15 protein-coding genes are annotated in these 24773 nt (G+C 49.0%); 8 read left to right on the top strand and 7 right to left on the bottom strand.

All coding sequences use genetic code 11. The features are described 5' to 3' along the window. Positions 1-302 precede the first annotated feature (302 nt). Positions 303-635, bottom strand: coding sequence for a c-type cytochrome (locus R0I52_RS02740; protein ID WP_317053051.1), 333 nt, complete (start codon positions 633-635; stop codon positions 303-305). A 386-nt stretch (positions 636-1021) separates the two neighbouring features. Between R0I52_RS02740 and yihA the strand changes: the two genes are divergently transcribed. Beyond that, positions 1022-1786, top strand: coding sequence for a ribosome biogenesis GTP-binding protein YihA/YsxC (gene yihA, locus R0I52_RS02735; protein WP_317053050.1), 765 nt, complete (start codon positions 1022-1024; stop codon positions 1784-1786). 308 nt (positions 1787-2094) lie between these two features. On the opposite strand, the gene R0I52_RS02730 is transcribed toward yihA, so the two are convergent. The 3 genes from R0I52_RS02730 to R0I52_RS02720 all read right to left on the bottom strand — a co-directional run bounded on the left by R0I52_RS02730 (position 2095) and on the right by R0I52_RS02720 (position 4776). Continuing rightward, positions 2095-2835, bottom strand: a complete 741-nt coding sequence (locus R0I52_RS02730; protein ID WP_317053049.1) for an HAD-IA family hydrolase — start codon at positions 2833-2835, stop codon at positions 2095-2097. A 278-nt stretch (positions 2836-3113) separates the two neighbouring features. Continuing rightward, a complete protein-coding gene (locus R0I52_RS02725) occupies positions 3114-4139 on the bottom strand; it encodes an RluA family pseudouridine synthase (protein ID WP_317053048.1) in 1026 nt (341 codons plus the stop codon). Positions 4140-4515: 376 nt separating this feature from the next. Next, positions 4516-4776 carry a hypothetical protein gene (locus tag R0I52_RS02720; protein WP_178377941.1) on the bottom strand — a complete coding sequence of 87 codons (261 nt, stop codon included), beginning with the start codon at positions 4774-4776 and terminating at the stop codon, positions 4516-4518. A gap of 513 nt (positions 4777-5289) precedes the next feature. Between R0I52_RS02720 and R0I52_RS02715 the strand changes: the two genes are divergently transcribed. Continuing rightward, the gene (locus R0I52_RS02715; RefSeq protein WP_317053047.1) at positions 5290-9399 is read left to right on the top strand and encodes an Rne/Rng family ribonuclease; all 4110 of its coding nucleotides are present in this window, start codon (positions 5290-5292) and stop codon (positions 9397-9399) included. 162 nt (positions 9400-9561) lie between these two features. Here the strand turns inward: R0I52_RS02715 and R0I52_RS02710 are convergent, their stop codons facing one another. Further along, entirely contained in the window at positions 9562-10488 is a 927-nt protein-coding gene (locus tag R0I52_RS02710; RefSeq protein WP_317053046.1) for a DUF808 domain-containing protein, read from the bottom strand. A gap of 844 nt (positions 10489-11332) precedes the next feature. Between R0I52_RS02710 and R0I52_RS02705 the strand changes: the two genes are divergently transcribed. The 5 genes from R0I52_RS02705 to R0I52_RS02685 all read left to right on the top strand — a co-directional run bounded on the left by R0I52_RS02705 (position 11333) and on the right by R0I52_RS02685 (position 17297). After that, positions 11333-12184, top strand: a complete 852-nt coding sequence (locus R0I52_RS02705) for a DsbC family protein (RefSeq protein ID WP_317053045.1) — start codon at positions 11333-11335, stop codon at positions 12182-12184. 272 nt (positions 12185-12456) lie between these two features. Further along, positions 12457-13800, top strand: coding sequence for a homoserine dehydrogenase (locus R0I52_RS02700; RefSeq protein WP_207970161.1), 1344 nt, complete (start codon positions 12457-12459; stop codon positions 13798-13800). Between the two features lie 90 nt (positions 13801-13890). After that, positions 13891-15072 (top strand): thiolase family protein, encoded by a 1182-nt coding sequence (locus R0I52_RS02695; protein ID WP_317053044.1) that lies wholly within the window; start codon positions 13891-13893, stop codon positions 15070-15072. 501 nt (positions 15073-15573) lie between these two features. Beyond that, positions 15574-16422: a PRC and DUF2382 domain-containing protein gene (locus R0I52_RS02690; RefSeq protein WP_317053043.1), complete on the top strand. Its 849-nt coding sequence runs from the start codon at positions 15574-15576 to the stop codon at positions 16420-16422. 233 nt (positions 16423-16655) lie between these two features. After that, a complete protein-coding gene (locus R0I52_RS02685; RefSeq protein ID WP_317053042.1) occupies positions 16656-17297 on the top strand; it encodes a YsnF/AvaK domain-containing protein in 642 nt (213 codons plus the stop codon). Between the two features lie 280 nt (positions 17298-17577). On the opposite strand, the gene R0I52_RS02680 is transcribed toward R0I52_RS02685, so the two are convergent. After that, on the bottom strand, positions 17578-18129 hold the full coding sequence (locus R0I52_RS02680) for a hypothetical protein (protein ID WP_317053041.1): 552 nt from the start codon (positions 18127-18129) through the stop codon (positions 17578-17580). 242 nt (positions 18130-18371) lie between these two features. After that, positions 18372-21173, bottom strand: coding sequence for a preprotein translocase subunit SecA (secA, locus tag R0I52_RS02675; RefSeq protein WP_317053040.1), 2802 nt, complete (start codon positions 21171-21173; stop codon positions 18372-18374). A 388-nt stretch (positions 21174-21561) separates the two neighbouring features. Here secA and mutS point away from each other — a divergent pair, with 388 nt between their 5' ends. After that, positions 21562-24759, top strand: a complete 3198-nt coding sequence (gene mutS / locus R0I52_RS02670) for a DNA mismatch repair protein MutS (protein WP_410524022.1) — start codon at positions 21562-21564, stop codon at positions 24757-24759. The last annotated feature ends 14 nt before the right edge of the window (positions 24760-24773 follow it).

Here is a 24773-nt window from a genome sequence, read left to right as displayed (position 1 = left end):
TAACTCGGTGTAAGCATTATTTAGAGTGATTGTACTGATAAGATACCTGATACCGACCGCCCTATAATCAGCGAGGCAAGTATATAATTTAAGGTCTTGGCCACAAGCAATCTGAAAGTACTTACTAACATCAGGGTTTATTTTCGATTATTATAGCAAGACTTTGTAGCATTTGCCTACTTAATCGTCACATCTACCAGTTTTTCTAATTGGCTTATTATGCTGCTTGCAAAAAAATAAAAGCGCTTTCGGGCAATAAAACCCAGCGCTTTAGATGGCATGACTTATTGATTTTCTACTGATTATTTGCTCATATACTCGATCAGCTGACGATAATCATCATCACTGCAGCTGTCACAGAGTCCGCCCGCTGGCATCTGCGTCATGCCACTTTTTACTGAGTTTATCAAGGTCGGCATGCTCTTTTGTTTGATGAGCTGCTGCCATTTGGCGCTGTCGCCTTTTTTGATGGCATTGAGTGCGCCACTATCGTGACAGGCTGCACATGAGTTATTATAGGTCGCTGCGATATCAGCAGCAGCGCCCGTTATCATCGTGCTGCTTAAGATGAGCGCCGCCGCGCCGCTTATGAGTAAACGCTGAGCACGGTCAAAAAGTGTGGTGATTGAAGACATTGAACACCTCCTTTGGATATGACATTCGTTTAGTCTATTTTTTGAGTAAACGTGTGTCGCTAACTATCTCTTAGCAAATATTGTAACAATGTATGTCATGCAAATACAGATAAATATAGTTTGGCTTTGGTAACCTAATGATGACTGGTGTTACTACCATGATAGCCTGCGATATATGAGGGCCTATGATATTTATATGATATTAATTGCCGTTATTTCAATAAGTAAGCGGACGAATAGTATAGAATAAGCAATTATCAAGTCGTCTGCCATGCCGACTGCTATAAACGTTATGTGACGCTTATGCCCTACTGTCGCCTCTCACTGGTCTAAACGACGCAACGCCTTACCACTGTATCCAATTTTTTAAGATTAATGAGTCACTTATGAGTACCCCGTTTACCGATGTCGCCACCGACCAAGCCTTATTTAACACTAAGTCTCGTCAAAGAATTCAACAAACCGCCTTTATGATGTCAGCGCCGACTTTTCGCCTTTGTCCTGCCGATATGGGCTTAGAGGTCGCTTTTGCAGGCCGTTCAAACGCGGGCAAATCCTCTGCCATCAATGCGCTGACCAACCAGCGCCAGCTGGCACGCTCGTCCAAAACCCCTGGTCGTACGCAAATGATCAACTTTTTTAGCGTCGGTGATAGTGACAGACGACTGGTCGACTTACCAGGTTATGGCTACGCCGCTGTCCCTTTAGAGATGAAAAAAGAATGGCAGGTTGAGCTAGAAGAATATTTGGTATCGCGCTCAAGCCTTGCAGGGCTGGTGTTGATGACAGACATCCGTCATCCGCTTAAGTTTTTTGATGAGCAAATGCTGCATTGGGCCAAAGATGGAGATTTGCCCGTACACATTTTGCTCACCAAAGCGGACAAGCTAAAATACGGCGCCGCCAAAAACGCCCTGCTCAATACCCGTAAAAGACTAAAAAAACTGGGGTTAAACTGTAGCATTCAGCTGTTTTCTGCCTTGCGCAAAGAAGGGTTAGAGGAGCTGGCTGGCGTGATGGGCAAATGGTATGAGTATCAGCTCGATGGCGATAAAATCATTGAAACCAGCCTGAGTGAGTCTGCCGACGCTCAAGATGGCGAGCCGACGATAGCTGTAGAAGGGAGTGATGCAAAAGACGGCACTAAATAAGCGGCGCCACGTGGAAAAGCGGCGTCCTAGGGCGTGTCTTTATTTCAAAGATGGTGATAAAAATAAGATAAGTTGCGGTCAAACAAGGAAAATAGCGCCGTTAATATCGGGATATTGATCAGCTATTTGACAATGGTTGGCAAAGTTTTGCCATTTTTAGCCCATTTAGATAACTATAGTCGATGCACTCTAAAAAGCGCATAGCGTTACTGGGATGAATTTTGCGCAGCCTCTGGGAACGCAGCACGCAAGTAAAATTTATACCAGTAGCGCGTTTAAATTTATATAACAGTTTTATTTTCAACTGACTATAGCGAGTGACTTGAAGATACGCCCTCGCCACATAATAGCGCCATCAATGCTTGCGGCGTCTCAACCTGATAGGTAGGCTGCTGTGCGGCAAGCTCTGCCGCTGATGCTGTACCATAATTGACCGCAATACTAGTCATGCCCAGCTGCGTCGCCATCTCGATATCATAGACGCTATCACCGACAAAAACCGCGTCGGCGATACCCTGCTGAGTAGCCTGTAATATATCAATGAGCATCTGCGGATCAGGTTTTGAGCCTGCTTCATCAGCACAGCGGGTCATCACAAAATACTGATGACTGCTCGAAGCTGCAAGCACCCGATCTAGACCTTTTCGTTTTTTGCCTGTGGCGACGGCCAGCTGCTTACCTTGACGCTGTAGCGTTTGTAGCATGTTTTCTATCGAAGCAAACAGCGGCGTACGGTGGCTATTGGCGATATAGTACTCAGCATAGCTTTGCTGAATGGCCTGCTTTTGTAAATCGCTGGCCTGCGGATATAAAATATCAATACCATTCATCAAGCTAAGACCGATAATATCTTGCACTGCCTTATCTGTCGTTTGAAACCCGTGCGCCTGCCCTGCCACATGCATGGCCTCCACGATTAAACCTACCGAATCCATCAAGGTGCCGTCCCAATCAAAAATAATCAGCGTCTTATCGGCCAGATTATGCGGGTTGGATACGTGAGAGCTGGCTTCGGCAATCGCAATACTGGCAGCAGATTGTGGATTCATAAACAAACCTTGATGACTGTTAAAACTTGATGACCTTTAACACTTGATAAACTGACGTGTGACTTGATGGCTTTTATGAATAACGACTATGAATAACGACGATAAATGGCAAGTGTCAATACAAAAACGTCACGGCGACTTATCAAAAATAAGCGGGCATGACGTTCAGCGCACGTACTCGACTTTATCGTCCGTCCTTAGCGCGTGTTGAACAGTCACAAATAGTATGGACACACTGTCACCATACGCGAGAATGGGACAACACTAATGAGACAATACTAATCAGGTAGTGCGCTCTGCTCTGGCAGCCAGTCGGCCATGTCTTCTGGTAGCGGCGCGGTGATACTCTTATAGCCTGGGATATCCAAACGCCACGCGTGCAAGCACAGACGATGGACGCCTGATTTGTCGTGCACGTTATATTTATCATCGCCCAAGATGGCATGACCGATATGCGCTAAGTGTACACGAATCTGATGGGTGCGCCCAGTGAGCGGCTTGGCTTCAATCAAGCTCACAGGCTGATCGGCCAGCATAAAACGTTCATGAATGATAATGTCCGTCTGGCTGTCCTTGGCTTGCGGGTCTTGGCTATCTACCTTGACACGGCGCTCACCATTAGCAAGCGTATAGCGTAACAATGGCGCATCGATACGTTGCTCACCCATCACAGGCTGGCCTTTGGCGATACACAAATAGTGTTTTTGGATGGTTTTATCCACCAGATGCTGCTGCAAGGCTTTTAGCGTTGAGCGTTTTTTAGAGATCATCAGCAAGCCTGAGGTATCTTTGTCGATACGGTGCACCAGCTCCAGATATTTTTTGCCAGTGACTTCACGCATGGCCTCGATGACACCAAAGCCCAACCCGCTACCACCATGCACCGCAATGCCCGAAGGCTTGTTTAGCACCAACATCCCCTCATCTTCATACACCACTCGTGCCAGCAAGCTATTGGCAAACTCGGTGCTGATAATGGGCTTTTCGCGCGTCGCCAGCTGAATGGGCGCGATACGCACGACGTCTTCACGCTGGACTCTATCATGCGCTTTACAGCGTTTATTATTGACACGCACTTCATCCGAGCGAATCATCTTGTAGATGTGCGATTTTGGCAGACCCTTTAGGCGATTGAGCAAAAAATTATCCAAACGCTGGTCATGCTGATGGCGCGTTACCTCTAGATAATTGACTCTGGCAAAGTTGCTGATTTCGTCGTCAGCGCTTTGCGGGCGTGTTTTGCTATTGAAAATAGCAGGCGCTTCGTGGATCGGCGCGTCATCGGTCGTTTTTGAGTTTGTCATTTTTCGTTAGGTATTTACACAAAGATTTGCTATAGTTTAGCATGTTGAGCGCCAATTAAGCAGAAGCTGCGCAATAATCATTATTGCAAAAGATTGCTTAACGCTATTGTGCCAATCACGGCTTTATGAGTGATTGCCAAGCGCGGTTAGCGATGCCTCTGCCAAGATGGGCCGTCTCATCTGATTTTAGGGTGCATAAACTGAGTAAAGCTGTTTTTATAGACCTCGCTTCTCAGACCGCTCCATAAATTGTAAACGCGGTATGAATGCTTCTTTTTTGATAAGAGTAGGTTTCTTTACCGCATGGCTATTTGTATGATAAAACTGATAGTGACACAAAATACCATTGCGTGAATAATGCTGGCAAAACGCCTATTTATTGACCATTTACCCCATAACACTGATTTACTACCCGCATAATCACGACTGTTTTTGATAACACATTATCAACGTCTTTTATGTGAGGCAGCCGAGCAAGTATGGGACGTTTTACCTTAGCATCGAGACAGATATCGATAGCCGCCTTAGTATCGGTGGTCAAACAGATGACAATAAAGACATAGACATAAACCGTGCCGATAAGCCGGTCATTTACTCTGTTTGCCAAGTACGCCCCGCCGATGACTGATGCGACCATAGCTAACAAAACGCCCAAGATATGATTGACGTAATCGCAAAAGAACGAAAAATAAAGCAAGACCCATTGTTTTACCTGATCTAACAGATGCTGCATCGCGCTATTTTTTATAATAGTATTGATGACAGCGATTATTGCTAGACTTTGAGGATGCATAGCAACAACACAGCGCCTTTTTTAGGATCAGTATTTTTAGAGCCGTCGCTAAGGCTTGCCCACTCTGACAAAGTGCGCGGTCATAATGACCCTAAAAGCCACTGACCAAAAACTTACCTAAGACGCTGATGCATAGATGTTTAGAGCAATCTGCATTTGCATGGTTTGACGTAGCTTGTTTGATATGGCTTGTCTGACACTGCTGGCCTCTTTAGATCACCGTAAAGCAGCCCTTGAGGCTGATTGCTTATGTTCTCCGGTCACCATATCTGCCGCCGATGTCGCCATTTGCAGCACTTGCCGGCACCTCCTAAAGTCCAAGCTTAGTCGTCGTTATGCGTACTCATAGGATAAAATATGAAACGCATTTTGATCAACGCCACTCAAAACGAAGAAATTCGCGTCGCCCTTTGTAAAGGCAACCATCTATATGATTTTGATCTAGAAAACCGCACCCGCGAACAAAAAAAATCCAACATTTATAAAGGTCATGTGACCCGTGTCGAGCCATCGCTTGAAGCGGTGTTTGTCGAATACGGCTCACAGCGTCAGGGCTTTTTGCCGATTCGTGAAATCTCTGCTGAGTATCTAAGCGGCAACCCACGTGATGAAAACATCAAAAAGCTCATCAAAGAAGGCGACGAGCTAATCGTTCAGGTCGAAAAAGAAGAGCGCGGTAACAAAGGCGCAGCCCTATCGACTTATGTATCACTCGCTGGCCGTTATTTGGTACTGATGCCCAACAACCCTCGTGGCGGCGGTATCTCACGTCAAATATCAGGCAAACTACGTGAAGACATGAAGCGCATGCTAGGCAATCTTGACTTGCCAAAAGGCATGAGTGTCATCATCCGCACCGCTGGTATCGGTAAAACCCAAGAAGACTTGCAGCACGATCTCAATCACTTGCTCAACATCTGGCAAGCCATCCAAGAACAGAATAAAAAATACCCATCACCGCGCTTGGTGCATCAAGAAGCAGGCGTGGTCACCCGTGCCGTGCGTGACTATCTGCGTGACGATATCGCTGAGATCTGGATCGATAACGAGAACGCCTATATCGAAGCGGCAGGTTTTATCGATGCAGTGATGCCAAAACAGGCTGAAAAGCTGCGCAAATATACTGACTACGAGCCGATGTTTTCGCGCTTTAATATCGAAAAGCAAATCGAGACGGCCTATCAGCGCGAAGTGCGCTTGCCTTCAGGTGGCTCTATCGTCATTGACCAAACCGAAGCGCTGGTCTCTATCGATATCAACTCCGCTAAATCAACCAAAGGCTCAGACGTCGCCGAAACCGCCTACCACACCAATCTAGAGGCCGCTGACGAGATTGCCCGTCAGCTACGCCTACGTGATATGGGCGGCTTGATTGTCATTGATTTTATTGACATGAATGACAATAAACATCAAAAAGAAGTCGAAAAACGTCTGGTTGATGCCACCAAATACGACCGCGCCCGCGTACAGTTCGGTGATATCTCCAAGTTTGGCCTGATGGAGATGAGCCGTCAGCGCTTGCGTCCCTCACTCGAAGAGTCGACAGGCTATATCTGCCCGCGCTGTCATGGTAACGGTATGATTCGCGACTTGCGCTCATTGTCATTGTCAATCATGCGTCAAATCGAGCAGATCGCCCTAAAAGAGCGTCAAGGTGAAGTACAGGCCGAAGTACCGACCGATATTGCAGCGTTTTTGTTAAACGAAAAACGCGACAGCTTGGTTTATCTCGAGCAAGACAGCGGTACACGTATCACCATCTTGCCGCACGCGCATCTTGAGTCACCAAACTTTAAGCTGCACTTTAACCGTGATGGTTTTGCCCCATCCAGTTACGAGCGTATCACTGACACCCAGCAGCAAGAGTATAGCGATCTTGGCTACGACGTCGATTGGCAAACGGCGGACAACGAACGCCCTGAGCAGCAGCCAACGCGTCAGCCGCGCCAAAGCAGCGATAAAAGCGCAGCACAGAAAAACAAAAACCGCGCCCAGACACCGTCAAACGCTCCTGCGCAAACACGAAACAACAGCGCGCAACAAAGCGAACGCCATCAAAGCGACCGCCATCAAAGTAAAAGCACCAACACCGCGGCCGCGACACGTACGCCGCAAGCAGATAAGCCTCAACCAGCAGCCACGCCATCAGCGAGTGTGACCACCGCCCAGCCGCAAGCCGTTGCTTGGCTATCCAACCTGTTTGCTCAGGCACCGCAAGCATCGACCACGCCTACCGTGAGCAGCCGTGATGCTGCCGAAGCAATCGAAGCCTTGGTCAACACTGGCGCACAAAGCTTAGGCGCTTTTGGTCAAATCGATAACAGCGCGCTGAGTGTCGAAAGCCGTACTGCGAGCACCGAGCAAAACTCGCAAGCCCCTGCGCAGCAGATCGATGGCAAATCAGACAGCGCCAACCGTCAGCAAGCGCGTCGCAGCTCAGACAATAAAAACGAAGAGAGCAGCGACGACAGAAGAAGACGCAAATCACGTAAGTCTCGCTCTGCTAAGCCGCGTCAACGCAAAGAGCAAAATAGCGAGAGTAACCAAAACGTAAGCGCTGAGACCCAAAGCAGCTCCGATGCCGCCGAAAGCACAAACGAGCAGCCAAATAAACGTCAGCAAGACAATAGACGTAGCAGTGAGCGCAGTCGCCACAACCGCCAAGATAACGGCCGCGATACTGGCGAGCGCCTTGATATAGATAGCAGCACCAGTGAGCGTAAAGCAGCAGACGAGCAGCCGCTCAATAAACGTAAGTCGCACAGCCAACGCGGCTCACGCGGCAAGCTAGAACGCGGTGAGACGCTTACCTCTGATAGCGTCAAGCAGCCCTCTGGCAAAAATGGCGACGCAAACACCAGCAAACACGCTGCGAACACGCGCCGTAACCAAGACCCAAACGAGGTCATGCTGCAGGTCAACGAAGCCCCAGCAGTGCTAAAATCGCCAGAAGTGGTGCATCTATCCTTAGATGATAGTAAGCCGGCCTCTGCCAAACGCTCATCTGCTGACAAGCAACAGTCAGCAAATGACAGTACAGCAAACGATACTGCGAGCAAAACAAACGCTGATCAAGCAACTACGGCCAAAAGCGATTCACAAAAATCGCCTGCCGATAAACAGTCAGCAAATCGCCAAAGCGCAGATAAATCTGGTAAAAATGGCACTACGGCGCAGGCAGATACCAGCGGTGATAAAGCGGCGCACAGCAAAGCGGTAACCGCTAACGAGCAGGCAACTGCTAAACAGCCGACCGCCGATGAGCCGTCAGCTGCGAAGAGCCCTACTACGCGTCCAGCTTCAGAGCCCGCTCCAGCTGATAGCGCTGCTGCCACCAAGGCGCAGGGCACAGCGGCAAACACGGGTGACCGTGATACCGGCAATACAAATAGCAGCGCTGCTAAACAGACGCACGCCACTGACAAAGGCACACAGAGCATAAGTGCCCAAAGCAGTCCTACTGCGGATAAAGCCGGTGTGGACGTTGGCGCAGCGCCCTTGCTCACGCATGATGCCTTGTTTGCCAATCGTTACGTCACCGCTCAGAAGTTTGGACAGGCCAGTAACGACCCACGTGTCGTGCGTCGTCAGAAGGCACAGTCCACTCAGCAGCCAGCGGTAGAATCGGCAACATCTGTACCAACAATACGTGGTAGCGTTGGTGACTTTGTGCGTCAAGCACTCACCGATGCCGAGAGCCGTCTAAAAAATGACGGTGTAATCCGCTGCTTTATCGAAGCACACTCACAGCAAGCAAAATCTGCTGACACCGCGCAAGCACAGCAACCAGTTGCTGACGCTCAGGCTCGAGACTTTGACTTTAGCAACTATGGCTACCAGCCATTGGCGACAGACTATCTGGCGCGCTTTGAGGCGATGACTCAGGCCGTTAGTCAGTTTGCTGTCGCCCAAGGCAAAACAGCGGTCGCGCCGCGAGCGATCGGCAAACGTGCTAGCAATGACCCCCGTGGTCAGCATCCTGATTATCAGGCAGACGAGGTGGACGCTCATGATGTCGATGCAACTGCCCTAGCCAATCAAGCACAGGCAGACAATGTCAGCACTGAAAGTGAGCAACTGCTAAAAGCCGATGAAAACGTGGCGCCTGCTACTAGTTCATCAGCTGATCATGTTGACAATGACGATACTCGCACAAAGACGGCTGAGTCTGACAGCGAAGTCGCTCAGCAAGGCGATACATCTGAGTCAGAGGCTCCGTCTAAAGACGCAGACAAAGGCGCAGAAAAGGAAGACAGCCAAGCGGCCAAGTCCAAAACCACGATCGCCAGTTATAAAAACATGATTGAAAATGTGGCCGAGCAGTTATTGCCACAGACTGGCATGTTTAACTTGACCACACCAAAGGTTCCTAAGGCGCGCAGTCGTAAGCCAAAGACTGAGCACAAAAAGCCGACACCAGCTGAAAAACCAGACGCTGAGGATGCCGATAAACAAGCGGACAGTTAATCACCGTCGCTTGTACTATTAAATCGCTTGTATTACCGCTTGTATTATTAGATACAGTACAAGCATAGATACTCAAAAGCCCCGATAGTTCACTATCGGGGCTTTTATTTTGCTTCACTTTGCTGAGTAATGCGTTATCTGTTTAGCACTTTTCATTCAAGCTTAGTGCGTCGCTGATTTTGTATCGTCGTCGCGCATTTTGCCAACGATAGTAAAAATCCCAACAATAACAGCACCGATAATAAAACCGATGACTCCATTTAAAATAGCGGTGGTCACGCTCTCAAAGATACCCGTCAAATGGGCGATGTCCTCGACACCGTGATGCAAAAATCCAATGCCATGCACCAAAATACCACCACCGACCAAAAACATCGCTAAAGTACCGGCGATAGAGAGAAACTTCATCAGTTTTGGCGCAGCGGCAAACATCACTTTTCCAAGTTTCTGTTTAAAATTGCCTTCTTGCTCCATCAAATGCAAACCAGCATCATCTATCTTGACGATACCAGCCACCAATCCATAAATACCGATGGTAATACCAATTGCCAAAATGGACAATACCAAACTGCGTTCTAACAAGGTAGCGCTTGCCGTTGCCCCTAGTGCAATCACGATGATCTCAGCGGATAAGATAAAATCAGTTCGTATCGCCCCTTTGATTTTGTCTTTTTCAAAAGCGACTAAGTCGACGGTTTCATCGGCATTGGCCTGCCGGCGAGCGTTTTGCTCTTCATCATGCGGCAAAGCATGCGGCCAAAATCGATGAATGACTTTTTCTGCACCTTCATAAACCAAAAACAACCCGCCACACATCAATAAAAATGTCACCAAAGGCGGGTAAATAGCACTAATAATAAGTGCCGCTGGGACTAATATTAGCTTATTGACAAAAGAGCCTTTGGCGACTGCCCACACCACTGGTAACTCACGGTTGGCCTTGACCCCCGTGACTTGCTCTGCGTTTAGCGCCAAATCATCGCCCAGCACCCCCGCGGTTTTTTTGGCCGCAACTTTGGTCATGACGGAGACGTCATCCAATATCACACTGATATCATCGAGTAGGGTTAATAAACTGGCACCTGCCATGTGGGCTCCTTAGCGCAATCATTGAAGTGAGTGATTGAAATAAATACTATTAAAGGGACATATATAAAGAATTCATATAATTTTTTAGCAAAAACAATGCCGTTAGCAGTAGACTATAGTCAGTTCTAAATAAAATCGATACGCTCATATGAACGTGCAACTGGTATAAATTTTCCTTGCTTGCTGTGTCTACGCTGACAGATGCTGCGCAAAATCCATACCAGCTGCACTGTATCGTTTTTAAAGTGAATCAACTATATCTGATTAAACATCACAATCAAACATCATGACCAGATGTTGTGACTCAGCACGGTAGCTAAACATTGATAGTAACTAGCCAAGCTTTGATATTACATAGTACAAATGTATCTTGTTTTTTGAATTTAGGTGTATAAACATTATGTTTTTCAACACCGCGATGACATCATTTTAGATATCATCAGCCCTAAATAAAACGGACATAGCAAACACTATGAGCCACGTTCTGCTGGTGTCTATTTAGCGCCGTATCTGTCGGCGGCGGTACAGCACGCAAGGAAAGCGCCGTCATAGAAGTATATAAGATCGCCGTACCTGACCATCGCTGTACCTGCTCAACGATGGCTATTATTTATCATAAATATGTTAAGATAAGCGGCATTATCAAGTGGGGGCGCTTCTCGTTTGAAAGAAAAACCCCTTTGTATTGAACCTTTTAACTCTTATTGATAAGCGCTATATCCACGTTCACAGTCTGGCATGATGGCGGCGTTTTTCTCACGTTGCCCCATACTGCACGCGATAGCGTTTATTTGTTTTATGCCGACGCATTTATGATTAGGCGCAATGCCTACAGGAAACCTATATGTCATCCTCCATCACCCAAAAAGCCCACACTGTCATTGGATTTCGCAAAACCCGCCTATCACGCTTTATGATGGGGGCGTTATTGGTCGCCATTGCTGCTGGCTGCTCAAACAATGCCGCCGATGCCACCAGCAACACCGGCGTGGTCAATAGCACTCAGGCAAATACCAAGACGGTATCGGCAGAGAGTGATGCAGCGGTGGTCAGCGCGTTGCAAGAAAACCTAAAAGCCTCGGGAATTGAGGAGACTATCCTCTCAGCCGTACCGACAGATATGGACGGTATCTATTGGGCGACCGCTGAAGGGCTGCCGTCTTTTTTTACGGATAAGTCGGGCAAGCACATCATTCAAGGTCAGATCATCGCGGTCGGTGACGGCGCGCCGGTCGATATCAGTGCTGCATTGGTGGCCAATACCGCCCAAAAAGCATTGCAAGCGGTCGATAAAGACGAGCTGATTATTTACCCAGCCAAGGGTGAGACCAAAGCGGTGGTCTACTCGTTTACCGATGCCGACTGCCCTTATTGCACCAAGCTGCATGAAGAGATGGCTGATATCAATGCGCGCGGTATCGAAGTGCGTTATTTGGCGTGGCCTCGTAGCCAAGCATCGGTACCCAAAATGGAGGCAATCTGGTGCAGCCAAGATCGCCATGCCGCTATGAACCAAGCAAAAATGGGTGCCAACGTGCAAGCGCCCAGCTGCGAAAACCCAGTCGCAGCGCATATGGCATTAGGCGCAAGATTGGGCGTGCGCGGTACGCCAGCTATCTTTACGGAGTCTGGCCAGCAAATCGGTGGCTATCTGCCGGCTGAGCAGCTGGCACAAACAGCGATTGACGCCAGCTAGCACACTGCTTTTATATCATTGACTTTGGCGACAGTCAGTTTGGGTAGACGTCACAACTGCATGTCGGTATGATACGATGAAGTGTCATAAAACATCAGTAACACAACCGTAGTGTAAACATCAATGTGAGTCTTTTTTATTCAACGATAATGACGCCTTGATAACCCTATCAACAACGACATTTGCGCCCACCGTATGCTCGATACGACCAGCGCATTTATCTGATAGCAGTGTTATGCTGGGCGTCTTATATTTAACCTCTTGAGGATACTGTGAGTCATTCCATCAAACTAGCGATACTTGGTCTAGGCACCGTCGGAACGGGCGTGATCAATCTAATCAATGACAATTTAGATGAGCTAAAGCGCCGCAGCGGCCAAGACATTACCATTACCGAAGTGGGTACGCGCCGTCATCGTGATGATATTGATCCCAATATTATGCAAAGCAGTGACTTGATGGCAATTGCGGCAAGCGACAATGTCGACATCGTGATCGAGGTGATCGGCGGTACCACGCTCGCCCGCGAAGTCATCATGCATGCCATCAAAAACGGTAAGCATGTGGTCACCGCAAACAAAGCCTTGCTCGCCGAACATGGCAATGAGATTTTTGCTTTTGCAGAAGAGCATCATGTCCATGTGGCATACGAGGCAGCAGTCGCAGGCGGTATTCCAATCATCAAAGTGATGCGTGAAGCCTTGGCGGCCAATAAAGTAGAGTGGCTGGCCGGCATCATCAACGGCACGGGCAACTTTATCATGACAGAGATGCGTGATAAGGGTCGTCCGTTTGCTGATGTACTGAGCGAAGCCCAAGCGCTAGGATATGCCGAAGCCGACCCAACCTTCGATGTCGAGGGTATCGATGCGGCGCATAAGCTGGCCTTACTGGCCTCTATCGCCTTTGGTATCCCGCTACAGTTTGATAAGGTCTATTGCGAAGGCATCACAGGTATCACCTTACAAGACGTCAACTATGCCGAAGAGCTGGGCTATCGCATCAAACATTTAGGCTTTGCGGTGCGCCGTGATGGCACAGGCGACGATGCTGCAACTGGTGTCGAGCTGCGTGTCCATCCGACCCTCATCCCGCAAGACGCTCTTTTGGCCAATGTCAATGGCGTAAAAAACGCAGTTTTGGTCAATTCACACCCACTCGGGCAGACCTTGTACTGCGGTGATGGTGCCGGTGCTGGTGCGACCGCGTCTGCGGTGATGGCGGATGTCATGGATTTGGTACGTGTGTTAGGTAGCAAGGATGCCGACGATAAAAGCAACAACGGTCACCATGTGCCGCACCTCGCGTTTATCCCTGAGCAACTATCTGACACACCGATCCTACGCGCCGAGCAGATGACCACGGGTTACTACTTGCGCGTCCATGCTTATGATAACCCAGGAGTGCTGGCCGATATCACGCGTATTCTCAGCGATGCAGGTATCAATATCGATGCGATTTTGCAAAAGCCGGCGCACAAGGTTGGTCAGGTGCCCGTCATTATCTTGACGCTACCTGTGGTTGAGAGCCGCATGAACCTGGCCATCGAAAAAATCGAAAAACTAGACACAATTACTGATAAAGTAGTACGCATTCGCCTAGATGAGCTAGCGTAAACAACAGCAAGATGGATAGCTGCTAGCCTGTCAGCGTTTGGCCAAAAAGTGCCACACGTTCATTTAAATACGTAAAAAGGAATAATAACGATGTCAAATGATGCAATTGTGATTTTAAATGGTGCCCGTACTCCTATGGGCGGTTTTCAAGGCTCGCTAAAAGATGTGAGCGCAACCGAACTTGGCGGGGCGGCGATCAAAGCCGCTGTCGAGCGCTCAGGTGTCGATGTCGACAGTATTGACGAAGTCATCATGGGCTGTATTTTGACAGCAGGCTTAGGTCAGGGTCCTGCCCGTCAAGCGATGCGCAACGCCGGCTTGTCTGATGCGACGGGCGCGGTCACTATCAATAAACTGTGCGGCTCAGGCCTAAAAGCAGTCATGCAGGCTCACGATGGCATCAAAGCGGGCAGCTTTAAGGTCGCAGTCGCAGGTGGTATGGAGTCGATGACCAACGCTCCTTATATCATGCCAGGCGCGCGCGCAGGCTACCGTATGGGACACAAAGAAGTCAAAGACCATATGTTTTTAGACGGTTTAGAAGACGCAGAAACGGGCAAGCTGATGGGCATGTTTGCCCAAGAAATGGCTGACGAAAAAGGCTATACACGCGAGCAAATGGACGAGTTTGCCATCGAATCGCTCAATCGTGCGCTGACAGCAATCAAAGACGATCACTTCAAAGACGAGATCGAACCCGTTACTTTTAAAACCCGCAAGGGCGAGCAAACGGTCGATACCGATGAGCAGCCAGGTCTGGCCAACGCCGAGCGCATCCCTACCCTGCGGCCAGCATTTGCCAAAGGCGGTACCATCACCGCTGCAAACGCCAGCTCAATCTCAGACGGTGCAGCAGCAGTCGTGTTGATGAAAGAATCACAAGCCAAAGAAGAAGGTCGTGATTATCAAGCACGTATCATCGCCACCGCGTCTAACTCTCGTCATCCAAGCGAGTTTACCATTGCACCGATTGGCGCTATCGAAAAAGTCCTTGCTAATGCTGGCTGGTCCATCGCTGATGTCGATCTTTGGGAGATCAATGAAGCCTTTGCTATGGTCACGATGGCGGCGATGGATGAGCTAAATATCGACCATGCCAAAGTCAATGTCGAAGGCGGCGCTTGTGCTCTTGGTCATCCAGTTGGATGCTCTGGCGCGCGTATCTTGGTCACTTTGATCAATTCACTCAAGCGTACAGGCGGCAAAAAAGGCGTGGCGACCTTATGTATCGGTGGCGGCGAAGCCGTGGCAGTGGCCATCGAGCTTGCCTAATCAGCAGCTACCTGATGATAGGGGCAATATCTAGATTAATATAAGCCCTAATAGCTGTCAGGCTGCTTATTCTTTAATATATCAAGCTCTTGAATGTATCAAAACCGCATGGCGATATGCTCTGCGGTTTTTTTGTGTTTGTCATTTTTTAAAATAGCCAGATTATTACATCGTGTAAAAACGCGTTAACTTGTACCCCTTACTCTGTTATGCCACTTACAGCCTATTACACGCCATTACCTCAAGCGCACACTTTGCTACCTTGCTTATATATCTCATCTAAAATCAGGGTGTTACGATAATTACAAGTTGAGGCAGCAACTGCCAAGCTAACACTGGCAGGTATAAAAGTTAATAATACGATGTGTCCATAGCAACTTTATACAAGACACTTTTCTAAGTAAATATTGTTTAAACCATTATCTTTACCTAACTGTCAAAGATAATGTCTTAAACAGAATTTAATAATCAATAATGAACTCATAAAAAAGGAAGATAATAATGAGCCAGCTAATCCGTTTAAAAGACATCCAAGCCACGCACCGCGACCTAATCGGTGATGACTATTATGATCCAACAGGCAAAACTGCCTATGGTGTTAATGAAGAAAAAATCGGTAAAATCGAAGGCGCACTGGTAGAAGACACCACGGGCCGTATCCGTTATTTGATCGTAGATGTAGGCGGCTGGTTTAGCTCAAAAGAAGTCCTTGTCCCAGCAGGCCTGGCACGTATCGTCGGTGATGATGTATTCTTCGATAGCTTAACAGAAGCGCAAGTCGAAGCAATGGAAGTATATGACCACGATTATCAGTACAGCTATAAAGAGCAGTACGAAAAAGACCGTCAAGCCTTTGTCGCAGACAGTGTGCCAGAAGCTGAGCGTATGGAAATTGCTGACAATGCTTATGATGCACCAAACACCCTAGAACTACTAGAAGAGCGTCTAACCGTCAATAAAGATCGTATCGTAGCAGGTCTGGTCAAAGTCGGTAAACATGTGGTCACAGAAGAGCGCAACGTCGATGTCGAGCTAGAAGAAGAGCATGCCAACATCCAGCGTACCAATGTCGATCGTCCAACAGATCGCCGCATCGGAGATGTCGATGGTAATGAAACCATCGAAGTCGAGCTAGAAGCAGAGCGTGCACGTGTGGGCAAAGACACTTATGTGGCAGAAGAGGTCAACGTCGGTAAGACGACTGAGCGCCATACTGAGACGATCGTCGAAACCATTCAGCGCGAAGAGCTCGACATCGACCGTGATGGTAATGTGGTAGACCGTGAGGGCAACATCGTCAATCGTGACGACATCACTGCCGAAGACGTACGCCGTGCTCGCGGTATGTAATCCATAACAGCCTTATACTGGCCTACTCCCTGATTGGTTATAATAATATGATAAACACACCAGTCATAGTCGCCACTTACAGCTAAGTACGGCTGCACTACAAGATAGGAGGTAGCGTCACTTAGCAAATAAAGGCCAGAGCATGTCTCTGGCCTTTTTTCTGGCTTTCACCAAATAGCACATCGATCTTGCTCCATGACATTGATAGTATTTCATAATATAAGGATATCAAAATGACCACTGACCCTAATGCCGTCACCGACTCCAACCGCGACCCATCGAAAGACGATGGCATCTCTACATCAGCCACTCCTCTTCACAAAGACACCACGCAGATGGCCGAAGATACAGATCCAGCAGTTGACCGGCACCCCTTATCACAAGAGGTTGGTCATTTAGAGCTGCTAGAAGAGCGCCCTGTGGTCAACAAAGAGCGTCTTGATGTCGGCAAAGTCACAGTGACCAAGCACCGTCGCACCAAAACCATCGATGTGCCGATAGAGCTGGTAGAAGAGTATCTTACCATTCGTACTGAATACCACGATGCCGAAAGCCAGGACTTACTATCAGGTCAGTACGATGATAAAGATATTTTGCGTCACGTCGAGCCTGCGCTAGATAGCAAAGCGGTGGTGACGGTCAATGGCCAACAGATTGAAATCGATGAAGCACCGCTCGAGATCGTCTTGTCTCGCCAAGTTGCCACCATTACCAAGGAGACATTTGCCATTCAAGAAGTTGATGTCAATAAAACCACACATACCCATACCGATAGTATTCAGGTGACCCTAAAGCATGAAGAGCTTGATGTCACCGAAGAAGGGTTTTTGGCTCATGAGCATAATGCCGGTGATGATATAGCCAATTTAAAATAAAACCGATAGGCGCATCTTACAGTGCATTAACTATAGCAGCTTTATCAGAAGCCCACGATAAGTAAGCTGATGACATAAAGACAATATCAGGCAAGACGACAAAAAAAGCAACGCTGTGTTAGCGTTGCTTTTTGCGTACAGTATCGAATCAATGCTTAGTCGTAAAATCTAAATATAACCATATAAAGGTATCAGCTGTTGTCTAGCTGTAGACTCACTCTTACTGCTGGTTAGCTGTTTAGTTGGCTAGCTATCTAATGATAAAATCGCGACGGCGTGGTTAGGCAGCTGACTCATCGGCGCTAGGCTCGGCTGATTTTTTACATTCATAAGTGCTGACATTATCGGCATCGGCACCAGCGGTACGCATTATACCTGTCTCACGCTCTGTATGCGCCACACGCCACTGTACAAACCCTACACCACCATCGATGGCGGTATCGAGATTGAAAACTTCTGGGTTGCTCGCATCATTGGTTTTGGTCAAAGTCGCAGTGCCATTGGCAGTTTCGATGACCACTTGGTTATCAGCGTCTTTATAAGTTGCTTTTACCTCTAGTGCTGGCGAGCATGAATAGGTCATCTGAGTGACACCGCTATTGACCATCGCGACTGTGTCGTCTGCCACCTCATCAGCTGGCGCATCTACTACCATATCATTTGGCTCGGCAGGCTCAGCAGACATCGGTACAGACTGCTCTTCGCTGATGCTTTCTTCTAGGCTAGGCTCTGTTTCTTGCTGTTTTTGGCAAGCGCTGACAGTCATGACACCAGCCAATAAGCCTGTTAAAACGACAGAGGTTCGAAATTGTTTTAATAATTCTACGTTCATCACACTCTCCATACAAATATGTTAAATACTATAGCGTGTCCCTAAATGCACGCCTATGTGCAATTTGTAAACAATCCATACAAAAACAGTGAGTATATACCTGATACCTGCTTCTAAAGGCTGTCTGCAAGCCAAAAAAGACACTTAACGTCTTTCTGGGTGTCCTAATCCTTTTCATAAAAAAACCCCTATCTGTGCAAGATAAGGGCCTGTAAACATCTCATTTAAATTACTTGCTATGCTTAGATCTTACCGTGGCACTGCTTGTACTTCAGGCCTGAGCCGCAAGGACAAGGCGCGTTACGGCTGATATGCATACCCGCGTATGGGTTTTCCCCAGCAGCGCTCGCACTGGCATTCGCACCTGCAGCACCGGCCGTCATACCAGCGGCGACCGCTCCCGCTGCTTGGTTACGGTTTTGCGCTGGTGGCTGCGCGGCACCGGCGTTGCTGTCTAAGTTATCGACATCATTGTGCTCAAACTGCATCTGCATTTGTGCGGCGTTTTCACGCTGCTGCGCCTCTAGCGCCTCTAACTCTTCTTTGGTCGGGATGTGCACGCGTGATAAGTCTTGTACGGTCTCAGACTTGATAGCACCAAGCATCATCTGAAACAGCTCAAAGGACTCGCGCTTGTACTCTTGCTCTGGGTTTTTTTGTGCATAACCGCGCAGATGGATACCTTTGCGTAACTGGTCCATCTGGGTTAAGTGCTCTTTCCAGTGCTTGTCCAGACTTTGCAGCATAAGGTGACGCTCAAGCTGGGCGGCGTCTTTTTCGCCCATCTGCTCGCGGCGAGTATGATAACGCTCCAATGCCGTTTGGATGATTTTGGCACGCAAGCCTTCTTCATCTAGGCGGCGGTCTTCATCCAGCCAGTCATTAATCGGCATCGAGATTTTAAACTCATCCTCTAGCTCATCTTCTAGGCCGTCGATATTCCACTGATCATCGATAGAGCCTGGCGGAATAAACTGATCAATCAGGGCATTGTAGACTTCATGATGCATGACTTCGATGGCCTCTTTTAAGTCCATCTCTGCGAGCAAATCATCGCGCTGACTATAGATGACTTTACGCTGCTCATTGGCGACGTCATCGTATTTGAGTAGGTTTTTACGGGCATCAAAGTCGCGGCTTTCGACTTTACCTTGCGCGTTTTCGATCGACTTTGAGACTATCTTATGCTCGATGGCTTCGTCTTCTTTTAGTCCCATGGCGCGCATCATATTGACCACGCGGTCGCCTGCGAAGATACGCATCAAGTCGTCTTCTAATGATAAAAAGAAGCGCGACATGCCAGGGTCACCTTGACGACCGGCACGGCCACGTAGCTGATTATCGATACGGCGTGACTCATGACGCTCAGAGCCGATGATATGCAGGCCACCAGCGGCCACGACTTGGTCATGCTTAACTTGCCATTCTGCTTTCAGGCGTGCCATCTCTTCTGGGCTGACCGCATCAATGTCTTCGATAAACGACTGCCAGTTACCGCCCAAGATAATATCGGTACCACGGCCTGCCATGTTGGTGGCGATGGTCACCGCTTTTGGGCTACCTGCCTGCGCGATAATCTCTGCCTCACGCTCATGCTGTTTGGCGTTTAGGACGTTGTGTTTGATGCCTTCTTGATCGAGCAGATAAGACAATTCTTCACTGGCCTCAATCGTCGCTGTACCGACCAGTACCGGCGCACCTTTGGCCTGAATCTCTTTGATCTCGCGAATGATGCCCTTGTATTTGCCAAGCTTGGTCAAGAAAATCTGATCGTCCATGTCGATACGGGCGATCGGCTCGTGCGTTGGAATCACGATGACATCTAAATCATACGTGGATTTAAACTCCGCCGCTTCGGTATCGGCCGTGCCCGTCATGCCAGAGAGTTTGTCATAAAGACGGAAGTAGTTCTGAAAAGTTGTGGTCGCAAGCGTTTGGTTTTCTGCCTGAATCTCGACGTTTTCTTTGGCTTCTACCGCTTGGTGCAGGCCCTCTGACCAGCGGCGACCGGGCATGGTACGGCCCGTGTTTTCATCGACGATGATGATTTCACCGTCGTCAACGATATAGTGGACGTTTTTGACAAACACATGATGGGCGCGAATGGCGGCTTGGACGTGCGCGAGCAGCGGCAAACGACTTGGGCTATACAAGCTCTCGTTTTCGCCAAGCTCACCGACTTCTGTTAAAAAACGCTCGATTTTTTCATAGCCTTTTTCGCTAATCTCAATCTGACGGTTTTTTTCATCAATCCAAAAATCTTCATCTTCGTTATTTTTATTGGCTTCTTCGTCTTTTGAGCGCTTAAGCCGCGGAATGATGGTGTTAATCAGCGCATACATGCGTGAAGAGTCTTCGGCTTGCCCTGAGATAATCAGCGGCGTACGTGCTTCATCAATCAAGATTGAGTCGATCTCATCGATAATACAAAAATTCAGCGGGCGCTGTTTTTTTTCAGCGAGGCTAAACACCATGTTGTCACGCAAATAATCAAAACCGTACTCGTTGTTGGTACCGTACGTGATATCAGCTTGATAGGCGTCGATTTTTTCTTGTGGCGGCTGCTGTGAGTAAATCACGCCGACGGTCATGCCCAAAAAGTTAAAGAGCGGACGGTTTAGCTCCGCATCACGCGCCGCAAGATAGTCGTTGACCGTGACCAAATGCACACCTTTACCGCTGATGGCGTTTAGATACATGGCCAAAGTACCCATGAGGGTTTTACCTTCACCTGTTTTCATCTCGGCGATTTTGCCTTCGTGCAAGGTGATACCACCGATTAGCTGCACATCATAGTGGCGCATGCCATTGACGCGCCATGACGCCTCACGGCAGACAGCAAACGCTTCTGGCAATAGCGCATCCAAACTCTCGCCGTTTTGGTGCCGCGCTTTAAACTCGGCAGTTTTTTGTTGTAATTGCTCATCAGACAGGGCTTGTATCTCAGCCTCTTGTGCATTGATCTTACTGACCACGCGGCGCATGCGTTTTAGTTCGCGGTCATTTTTGGTGCCAACCACACTGCCTATAATCTTTGATAACATAATTTTTTGACCTATGGAAATATTCGATAATTAGTGCGCATTAACCAATGCCTAGCGTTGCACCCTGCTGGGTGCCTGTCGTCACTCGGCGCAGTATCATCTAATACTGCGCGCTATTTTATGATACTGCGCCTAACTAAGTATCGCCCAATTAAGTGTGCCGTCATTATATATGGTTATGACGCTGATGGATACAAGGGCTGTGAGCAGATATTTGCCGACGTAAAAACAGCGCTGAACGTGTTAAAATAGCGCCTATACCCTTAATTTAACAGCTGTTTGGTGATATTAATAAAAGCAAATAATTGCCAATCTGCATCCCTGATTTTTTCTAAAAAATACGCATTCTTTCTAAGCAAACCCATTTAAGTACCATAAGAGACTCTGCATGACCGTCAACACCTCTGCCCCGCACGCTCGTATTAGCCATCCTGCGCCCACAACAGATACCGCGTCCAAGCAGCCTTTATCCAAGGCAAGCGCTGCCAAATCTGCGGACGCCGATCAGCTACTTATCGGCGATACTGTCTATCATCTGGCCGATCACACGCCGATGATGGTGCAATATCTAACCATGAAAGCCAACTATCCACAAGCGCTGCTGCTGTACCGGATGGGTGATTTTTATGAGCTGTTTTTTGATGATGCCAAGCGCGCCGCGCAAATACTAGACATCACGCTCACGCGCCGCGGCACCGACAAAGCAGGCAATACCATTGCCATGGCAGGTGTGCCGTTTCATGCCGCCGACAGCTACATGGCGCGGCTCATCGCGGCAGGTCAGACAGTGGTCGTCTGTGAGCAAATGGACGACGCATCAACCGATGCCGCCAGCCCCTCATCCGCCCCATCGGCGATGGGCGATAAACAAAAAAAGAGTAGCAAGGCCACTGGTATCATGCGCCGTGAGGTAGTCAAAACGCTGACCGCAGGCACCATCACGGATGACGCACTGATCGCGCCCAACCACACGCCGACCGTGGTGGCAATCGATATCGCCCAGCCGCGCGCAAACAGCAAGCAGCCACTACAGGCCGCCGTCAGTCAGCTCGACTTAGCCGCTGGCACCTTGACCACTCAGAGCCTGAGCGCCAATCATGATGACTACGATGACCTACAAACACAGATGCTGACGGTGCTTGCCCGCTTCGCCCCTAGCGAATGTATCATCAGCGAAGCACTAAGCGATGCTACTGGCAGTACTGATACCGACTGGCCGCTATGGCTGCGACAACACCTTGACTGCCCGATCATCGAGGTAGCTGCCAATGACTTTCACCGCGACCATGCCACAGACACCCTTTGTCAGCAGTTTGGGGTGCAGCGTCTCGATGGACTTGGTATCCATGACGCGCCGCTTAGCCAGTCTAGCTGTGCCGCCTTGATTCATTATGCGCAGCAAACCCAGCAGCGTCACGTGCCGCAGGTCAATCAGCTTATCGTCGAGTTTAGCGATGATTACTTGATCATCGATGCCGGTAGCCAGCAAAACCTTGAGCTGTTTGCTCCAGTCAGTAGCAGCGGCACATCGCTGATCTCGGTCGTCAATCACTGCCAAACGCCGATGGGACGTCGCCTGCTGGTGCAGCAAATGAAACGCCCCTTGCGCCAGCATGCGCGTATCAATATGCGCCTAGACGCCATAGACAGACTTTTGCAAGCAGACAGCCCAGCTGACAGCAGCAAGCAAGGTAGTCCGCATAGTCCGCAACTACAGCGTCCCTCATTGGTCAGCCATATACGCGATACGCTAAGTGCCATCGGTGATATCGAGCGCATCACCAGCCGCATCGGCCTGATGAGTGCCAAACCGCGAGACTTGCGCAAACTGGTGGACGGTATCAACAGCAGCGCGCAGCTGAGCACCTTATTAGAGCAAGCAGGCATCCATCACGAGCAGGCAGGACTGCTGGCCATGCTCATGCAGCAACTGCCCGCGCAGCTACCTGCGGTACAATCCGTCGCCGAGCTGATCGAGCGTGCCATTATCCCAGAGCCGCCTGCTCATATCCGCGATGGCGGTATGCTGGCAGCAGGCTATGACGCCGAGTTTGATCGCCTCACACACCTGCATGACAACATCCAAGTGACACTAGATGAGATGGTCGCGCGCGCCCGTCAGGACAACCAGCTACCCAGTCTAAAAGTCGGGTTTAATAAAGTCAGCGGCTTTTATTTTGAGCTGCCCAAAATGCAAGCCAAAAACGCACCCGCGCACTTCATCAGGCGGCAGACGCTCAAGAGTAGTGAGCGTTTTATCACCGATGAGCTAAAGGAAGTCGAAACCGAATACCTAAGCGCGCAAAGCTTAGCACTGGCTCGCGAAAAACAGCTGTATCATGAGCTGCTGACGATACTCAGTAGTCATTTGGCCGAGTTGCAGCAGCTAAGCGCCGCCATCGCCCAAATAGATGTACTCAGCAACTGGGCGCAGCTTGCGACCCTTTATAATTGGCAACGTCCAGTTATGACTAAAGATTCAAACGATGGCAACTTGTTAAAAAACAGCAGCCAAACCCGTATAGACCAGAGCAGTATCGACATCCAGCAAGGCCGCCACGTGGTGGTCGAGGCGGCATTAAACCCCGACAATACCAGCAGCCCAGCCGCGCGAGACGCAACGCAGACTTTTAGCCAAAACCTCAGCCAACACCCCAGCAAACCTGCGCGCGCCCATGCCTTTGTCGCCAACGACTGCGCGCTGGGCAGTACCAATACTAAAGAAGGACATCCTGCACGCCTGCTGATGATCACAGGCCCCAATATGGGCGGCAAATCCACCTATATGCGCCAGACCGCTCTTATTGTCTTGCTCGCGCACTGTGGCAGCTTTGTGCCAGCGGCCAGCGCGCGCATCGGTGATATCGATCGCATCTTTACCCGTATTGGCTCGGCTGATGATCTGGCAGGCGGCAAGTCTACCTTTATGGTCGAGATGATCGAGACGGCCAATATCTTAAACCAAGCGACCGATAAGTCACTGGTGCTCATGGATGAGGTCGGCCGCGGTACCGCCACCACCGACGGGCTGGCCATCGCCCACGCTTGTGTCAACAGGCTGCTTGAGATCGGCTGCTTGACCCTGTTTGCCACCCACTACTTTGAGCTGACACAATTGGCTGCGCAAAATAAAGGTATTCGTAACGTCCATGTCGCCGCCAGTGAAATCGATGGGCAATTACTACTGCTGCACCAAATCCGTGATGGCGCGGCCAGCTCTAGCTTTGGACTACATGTCGCCAAGATGGCCGGTATTCCGCCATCGGTGATTGATGATGCCAAACGCTACTTGCGCGATCATCCAACAATGGTGGCTAATACTCAAAGCGTTGATGACACCCAATGCGTTGATGACAAAAGCGACTTAGCTAAGTCGCGAACGGATAATTGCCAGCTTGACGATCAAAGACCGCTGACCACGATAGAGGCCAGCCCTCTGAGCCACGAGCAAGCAGCGGCAGATATTCCGCAGCAAAATCAGCTATTTATCTTACAAGACGCGCTGGCAGCCATCAACCCTGACAACCTAACGCCCAAACAAGCGCATGATCTGCTCTATCATCTTAAGGATATCATTAGTCACTAAAGGGAATTGTCAAA

It is taken from the genome of Psychrobacter sp. CAM01 (assembly GCF_032842965.1).
GTDB classification, from domain to species: domain Bacteria; phylum Pseudomonadota; class Gammaproteobacteria; order Pseudomonadales; family Moraxellaceae; genus Psychrobacter; species Psychrobacter celer.
This window is presented reverse-complemented; position numbering and strand designations above follow the sequence as displayed.

What these genes read in the sequence shown, in the direction of transcription:
- R0I52_RS02685 (WP_317053042.1), top strand. Translation starts at nt 16,656, where the DNA reads ATGACCACTGACCCTAATGCCGTCACCGACTCCAACCGCGACCCATCG.
- secA (WP_317053040.1), bottom strand. Translation starts at nt 21,173, where the DNA reads ATGTTATCAAAGATTATAGGCAGTGTGGTTGGCACCAAAAATGACCGC.
- R0I52_RS02725 (WP_317053048.1), bottom strand. Translation starts at nt 4,139, where the DNA reads ATGACAAACTCAAAAACGACCGATGACGCGCCGATCCACGAAGCGCCT.
- mutS (WP_410524022.1), top strand. Translation starts at nt 21,562, where the DNA reads ATGACCGTCAACACCTCTGCCCCGCACGCTCGTATTAGCCATCCTGCG.
- R0I52_RS02730 (WP_317053049.1), bottom strand. Translation starts at nt 2,835, where the DNA reads ATGAATCCACAATCTGCTGCCAGTATTGCGATTGCCGAAGCCAGCTCT.
- R0I52_RS02715 (WP_317053047.1), top strand. Translation starts at nt 5,290, where the DNA reads ATGAAACGCATTTTGATCAACGCCACTCAAAACGAAGAAATTCGCGTC.
- R0I52_RS02705 (WP_317053045.1), top strand. Translation starts at nt 11,333, where the DNA reads ATGTCATCCTCCATCACCCAAAAAGCCCACACTGTCATTGGATTTCGC.
- R0I52_RS02720 (WP_178377941.1), bottom strand. Translation starts at nt 4,776, where the DNA reads ATGGTCGCATCAGTCATCGGCGGGGCGTACTTGGCAAACAGAGTAAAT.
- R0I52_RS02680 (WP_317053041.1), bottom strand. Translation starts at nt 18,129, where the DNA reads ATGAACGTAGAATTATTAAAACAATTTCGAACCTCTGTCGTTTTAACA.
- R0I52_RS02740 (WP_317053051.1), bottom strand. Translation starts at nt 635, where the DNA reads ATGTCTTCAATCACCACACTTTTTGACCGTGCTCAGCGTTTACTCATA.
- R0I52_RS02695 (WP_317053044.1), top strand. Translation starts at nt 13,891, where the DNA reads ATGTCAAATGATGCAATTGTGATTTTAAATGGTGCCCGTACTCCTATG.
- R0I52_RS02690 (WP_317053043.1), top strand. Translation starts at nt 15,574, where the DNA reads ATGAGCCAGCTAATCCGTTTAAAAGACATCCAAGCCACGCACCGCGAC.
- R0I52_RS02710 (WP_317053046.1), bottom strand. Translation starts at nt 10,488, where the DNA reads ATGGCAGGTGCCAGTTTATTAACCCTACTCGATGATATCAGTGTGATA.
- yihA (WP_317053050.1), top strand. Translation starts at nt 1,022, where the DNA reads ATGAGTACCCCGTTTACCGATGTCGCCACCGACCAAGCCTTATTTAAC.